A 5595-nucleotide genomic window follows, 5' to 3' on the forward strand; every position below is an offset into this window, starting at 1 on the left:
TTTTAGTCACATTCATTAATAACATTAACACCCGTTCATTTGCCGCCCATACAAAAAAAGCGGGGTTAACGGTCATTCAAGAGTTTGAATTCAATAACAATCAATACTATGAGTTGGCGTGCTTAACAAAAAGAGCCTGACAAACGACAGTGGTAAAAATCAACCCCTGCAAATACCGGTTTACTTCGCTTGTTTCGCAGCGCGCGCCCTGCTTCGTTGCACGATGCAGCATTTAGCCTAGAACTGAGTTATGTCAGCTAATTCCCAGCAACCGCTGCGTCTCCTTCCGAACTACTGCATAACATTCGCAGGAACATTTCTCCAAATCTTTGCGATTAACCACTGAAATATGTCCGCGCCTATAACTAATACAACCAATATCCTGCAGGCTGGCCGCAGCGGCGGTGACGCTTTCGCGGCGCACGCCCAGCATGTTGGCAACTAATTCTTGCGTGAGTACAAATTCGCCCGAGGTGATGCGATCTAACGTGAGCAATAGCCAACGACTGAGTTGTTGTTCAACAGAATGGTGGCGATTGCACGCGGCAGTTTGTGATACCTGGGTAATTAACGCCTGCGTGTAGCGCAATAAAATTTGCTGCAATTGTCCGTTGCGATTAAATTCCGTTTTTAATTGCGCCCGCTCCAAACGATAAGCGTAACCACTGGTGTGTACCATCGCGGAACTGGGTGTGGTGTTGCCGCCGGTAAATAGTGAAATGCCCACCATGCCTTCATTGCCGACGCCGGAAATTTCTGCCGATGCGCCCGAGGCAGTGACATAGTGCAATGACACTATGGCGCTGGTGGGAAAATACGCATGCTGCAATTGCGTATTAGGCTCGTAAAGCATGTCACCGAGGCGCAAGGGCACCAGTTCCAAATGTTCTGACAGCAACGCCATGTCAGCCGCAGGCAAAGTGTCCAACAAATAATTCAGGCTGGGATTCTGCGCCTTTTCAGCAGCAAGGATGAACGCACCTTTGGGTTTTGCTGCGGCAGAATTCGCGGCCGCAGACTTGCGTGAGTCCGGATTAAGAACTGGCGGTATTATTGATACTGGCATTGCTGTACACCATTTGTTTGCATTCCACGCCTATGCCGCGATAACCAATAAAACGGCAGGATTGATCGAACATAGGTTCGCCACTCACGCGGTAATGCTGCTGTGAACCATCGGGATAAGTGCGACTGAATGCGAAATCGATAAAAGGTTGGCGGGCCTCAATGGCCGCATGTAATTGCGCGCGCTCTGCTGCATCCCAACCTTCGTGAGTATTTTCGTTGGCGCTGCCAATCAGGGAATCTACGCGAATACCCAACATGTCCAGCACTGGACCAGATACTTTAGTGAAATTACCGGTTTCGTCTTGCTCCCAATACCAGTCAGAAGCCAACTCGGTCAGGCTGCGAAAACGCGCTTCGCTTTCACGCAATTCCGCGGTGCGCTCAGCCACTTTTTCTTCCAAAATTTTGCTGTAATCCTCCAATTTTTTGTACAGCAAACGCACTTCCAGCATATTGCTGATGCGGGTTTTTACTTCGATTAAATCAAAGGGTTTGCTGATGAAATCTTTCGCGCCCGCTTGCAGTGCGCGCAGTTTATGCGCGGGCTGTGCCGTTAATACGATGACGGGCAAATAGGCGTCGGTGATATTCGTGCGCAAACCCGCCATGACTTCAAAACCATCCATGCCCGGCATTTGTAAATCCAGCAGAATTAAATCGTATTGATGCTGGCGATGCAGCGTACACACCTCGGTTGAATTAAGTGTGGCGGTGACATTTTTATAGCCTGCCTCGCTCAGCAACTGTTCCAACAATTGCACATTGGTAAGTTGATCATCGACGATCAAAATTCTGGCGTTGAGCAGATCCTGAGTGGTGAGCATCATAACGCTTGCTCTGCTTGTGTTACCGGTGCTGGATGAGCATCCGCATATTTGAGTGTGAGATCGAGCGTGTCCATAAATTCATTCACTTTAATCGGCTTGGTGAGATAGCGAAAAAAGCCTGCCTCCAAACCCTTGGCAATATCGCGCGGCATTGCGTTAGCGCTTAACGCCACAATGGGAATATGTTTGGTGGTGGGATCTTTCGCGAGAATAAGTAAAGCAGTAATGCCGCTGATACCGGGCAAGTTAATGTCCATCAAAATCATGTCGGGCAGAGCACTGCGCGCCAGTGCAACGCCTTCAAGGCCATCGCGCGCGGTAATTAATTTAATATCCGGGCGACGCGCAATCAGGTCTTCTACCAACATTAAATTGGCGGGGTTGTCTTCCACATACAGCAGCAAGTGTTGCGCTGCGTCGGTTTGGCGATAGGTTTTTATCGGTTCATCAGTCACTGCGCTCGCTTCCTGCACACGCGTATGGGTTAAATCCATTTCAAACCAAAATACACTGCCTTGGCCGACAGTGCTTTCCAGACCTATGACACCGCCCATTAATTCCACCAACCGTTTGGTCATCACCAAACCTATGCCAGTGCCCTCCTCGGCATTGGCTTCTTGTCCAAGGCGATTAAAGGGTTGGAATAATTGTTCGATTTGTTCGGGCGCCAAACCTGAACCTGCATCTTCAACGGCAATGCGAATACGCCCCGGCTCCCGCTCCTCGCAAGTTACCGTGACGCTGCCACCAACGCTGTTATATTTGATCGCGTTGGACAGCAAATTAATCAGCACTTGTTTCACACGCGTTCGGTCGGCTTTCACAAAATGGCGCATACCCAGCGGTGGAAAGGTCACGCTGATACCGCGTTTATGCGCTTGCGGTTCAATCATCGCCGCACATTCCAGCATCACATCAGCGAGGCCCATAGGCTCCAGTGAGAGCGATAATTTTCCCGATTCGATTAATGCAAGGTCGAGAATTTCGTTAATCAATTCCAGCAGATACCAACCCGCTTGAAGTATCTGGTCAATGCTGCGTTTTTGCGTGGCCGTCGGTGGGGGATTGCCCGACTCAATTAATTGTGCAAAACCTAAAATCGCACTCAGCGGAGTGCGCAATTCATGGCTCATGCTGGAGAGAAAATCGGATTTGGCAAGATTGGCTTTTTCTGCCACTGCCATCGCCTGGGTTAATTTCAACTCCGCTTGTTTGCGCTGGGAGTTGTCTGTGCCAATCAATAAATAACCGATCAAACTATCATCGTCATCGCGCAGCGGCGTAATCGATACTATCGCCGGAAAACGGCTGCCGTCTTTGCAAATGTAGGTGAGCTCGTAAATATCTTCAATGCCGCGCGATGCCTTGAACGCTAGCGCTTCAAAACCGGGTTTGATCTCCGTATTCAGCTCCAGGCTCAGCGCCTGCGCACGCTCCAGCTCCTCCTGAGGGTCATGAATATCGCTGGGGGTAATTTTATTGACGACATCGGCGGCAGCGTAGCCCAGTGTGCGCTCGGCGCCGATGTTAAATAACTGGATAATGCCGGTTTCATCAGTTGCGATAATGGAGAAATTTGCACTGTTCAAAATCGCATTTTGCAAGGCGCCAGTCTTCAACAGCGCCTGTTGCCGCTTGATTTCACTCATACTCTCTGCACTGCGTGTATTGGTTGGGGGAACAGCATTCTCTTCTGTATTATTCATGTACCAATACCCTAAAAATAAATAATTATTCAAATACAACCTGCAGGGAAAGTTGCAATTTGAACGCCTTCTTGAGGCAACCGCGAATAATCATGATTTTTTAAGGTGCCGTCTGTACGCTACCGAACATATAAGAAAAATAAATACCGCGCTAAATAGACCTCCAAAAATGCAAAAAGCCAGCAATTGCTGGCTTTTTGTATCTCCAGATTGCGCATTAACACAGGTTAACAGCGCAACGCAGAGGGATAATTACTTCTTGGGGTAAGTAAAAATCACATTTACACGGCGATTATCTTGCTGGCCAGCAGCACTGGTGTTGTACGAGTAACGACGGCTTTTACCAAAACCTTCCGCGGTTAACCGTGAACGTTCAATACCTTCGTTAGCAACCAGATAATCCACCACATTTTGCGCGCGCTTCAGGGAAATTTCCTGTGCGAGTGCGGGAGTGGTTTGCAAGTTAGCGGTATGGCCTTCAACAGTCGCGGTCACGGTTTTATTTTCTTTCAAAAATTTTGCAACTTTGGCCAATTCACTGTGGTACTCAGGCTTAACATTAGCGCTGTTGATATCGAACTCAACCAACATGCCCATAGTCACACGGGCAGCAGCAGGTGATAGGCCTTCAATGTCATTGGCGCAGGCGATCACAGTATTAATGCGACGGTTTGCGCGCTTGCCATCTTCAGTTGAATTATCTGCGATCGGACGGGTATCACCGTAACCGATGGCAGAAACACGGCTGCTCGCAACGCGCTGCTCGCGCACCAAATAACTCATCACACTTTCAGCGCGGTCACGCGACAAGCGCTGATTCGCTTCCGGCGTACCGACGTTATCAGTGTGACCTTCAACAACAGCTGTTGTATCAGGATATTTTTTCAGGAAAGTGCCGACAACCGCCAGGCGCTCCAAATCTTCGCGCTGGATTTCGTCGTTATTAATTTCAAACTGGATATCCAGTACGCTGCAATATTCTTCCGTGAGTTTTTCACTGCGCTTTGTAACAGGCTCAGCCACTACGGCTCTGGCAGGCGCTGCATTCTGCTCGCCGAAACGATAGAGCGCACCGAGTGAATACATGCTGATTTTGCCGTTGTTGCCGATCACGTCATTGATCGCATAACGTTCCGCTTCAAGACGCATGGCAAATTTTTGGGTGAAGTCATATTGCAGACCGCCGCCCCATTTAAAATCGACATCGCGTTCGCGGCGATGCTGATCGCTAACGACATAACCGTTGCCACCTTGAAAACGGTCTTTCGCTTCATAGTAATGCGCACCAGCACGAGCAAAAGCTGATAATTTTTCCGTCATTGGCAACGAGCCAACTAAATCCAGGTTAAAACCTCGGGTTTTAGCGCGAGTCTTTAATGAGCCTTCCGGACCTTTTACTGCACGCGAACCGAATTGGCCTAAATCAAAATAACCGGCTTCTAGCGCAAAATTATCATTGAGGTGATACCCGGCAAACAATTTGTAGCCATTGTCGCGGTCGTCATCCGTAAGCGATGTTAAACCACCGCCCATTTCATCAGTGGCAATCGCGCCATCGTTGATACTTTCATGAGTTTGGCCGATGTTCAAACCACCGTACCAATTAGAGGTGAGGTCATATTTGTTGCCGTCTTGTGCCAACAGCAGCGGGCTAGCCACCATCGCTGCAAGGCTGATAGCCATTGCAAGACGAGTTGGTTTGAGGAACTGGCTGCGCGAATGAATTTGAGTGTGTGTGTGTTTCATGTGTAACTCCGGGAGATGTGCCGTCCATGATTGCGCAGGTTGCGCAGACTGACCTTAGGCTCATTAAGTTGAGCGGCTTCTTCGGTGGTCAGTATCGGAGTTTTTAATGGAGGGGTCGGTGCGCTGGCATACGCTGACAGCGTTATTTTTAAAGAGTTGCAATTACAAGGCAGAAATTTTTATATTTTCTAATAATAGTGATGATGGATTAACGAACAATTTTTGCAAGCCATTGTGTGAGCGCTTCG

General features: G+C 48.8%; 4 protein-coding genes. All 4 read right to left on the reverse strand.

Annotated elements, in window-relative coordinates:
- Positions 1 to 253 precede the first annotated feature (253 nt).
- Positions 254 to 1066 carry a Crp/Fnr family transcriptional regulator gene (locus ACWA6V_RS16415; protein WP_449523502.1) on the reverse strand — a complete coding sequence of 271 codons (813 nt, stop codon included), beginning with the start codon at positions 1064 to 1066 and terminating at the stop codon, positions 254 to 256.
- A complete protein-coding gene (locus ACWA6V_RS16420) occupies positions 1035 to 1895 on the reverse strand; it encodes a response regulator (RefSeq protein WP_449523503.1) in 861 nt (286 codons plus the stop codon). The genes ACWA6V_RS16415 and ACWA6V_RS16420 overlap by 32 nt, the downstream gene beginning before the upstream one ends.
- A complete protein-coding gene (locus ACWA6V_RS16425; RefSeq protein ID WP_449523504.1) occupies positions 1892 to 3601 on the reverse strand; it encodes a PAS domain-containing hybrid sensor histidine kinase/response regulator in 1710 nt (569 codons plus the stop codon). The genes ACWA6V_RS16420 and ACWA6V_RS16425 overlap by 4 nt, the downstream gene beginning before the upstream one ends.
- A 252-nt stretch (positions 3602 to 3853) precedes the next feature.
- On the reverse strand, positions 3854 to 5347 hold the full coding sequence (locus ACWA6V_RS16430; protein ID WP_449523505.1) for an OmpA family protein: 1494 nt from the start codon (positions 5345 to 5347) through the stop codon (positions 3854 to 3856).
- Between the last annotated feature and the right edge of the window lie 248 nt (positions 5348 to 5595).

Source organism: Cellvibrio sp. (assembly GCF_053579595.1).

Bases quoted from the DNA above. Each gene is read 5' to 3' on its own strand.
- ACWA6V_RS16415 (WP_449523502.1), bottom strand. From the start codon at position 1,066: ATGCCAGTATCAATAATACCGCCAGTTCTTAATCCGGACTCACGCAAG.
- ACWA6V_RS16425 (WP_449523504.1), bottom strand. From the start codon at position 3,601: ATGAATAATACAGAAGAGAATGCTGTTCCCCCAACCAATACACGCAGT.
- ACWA6V_RS16420 (WP_449523503.1), bottom strand. From the start codon at position 1,895: ATGATGCTCACCACTCAGGATCTGCTCAACGCCAGAATTTTGATCGTC.
- ACWA6V_RS16430 (WP_449523505.1), bottom strand. From the start codon at position 5,347: ATGAAACACACACACACTCAAATTCATTCGCGCAGCCAGTTCCTCAAA.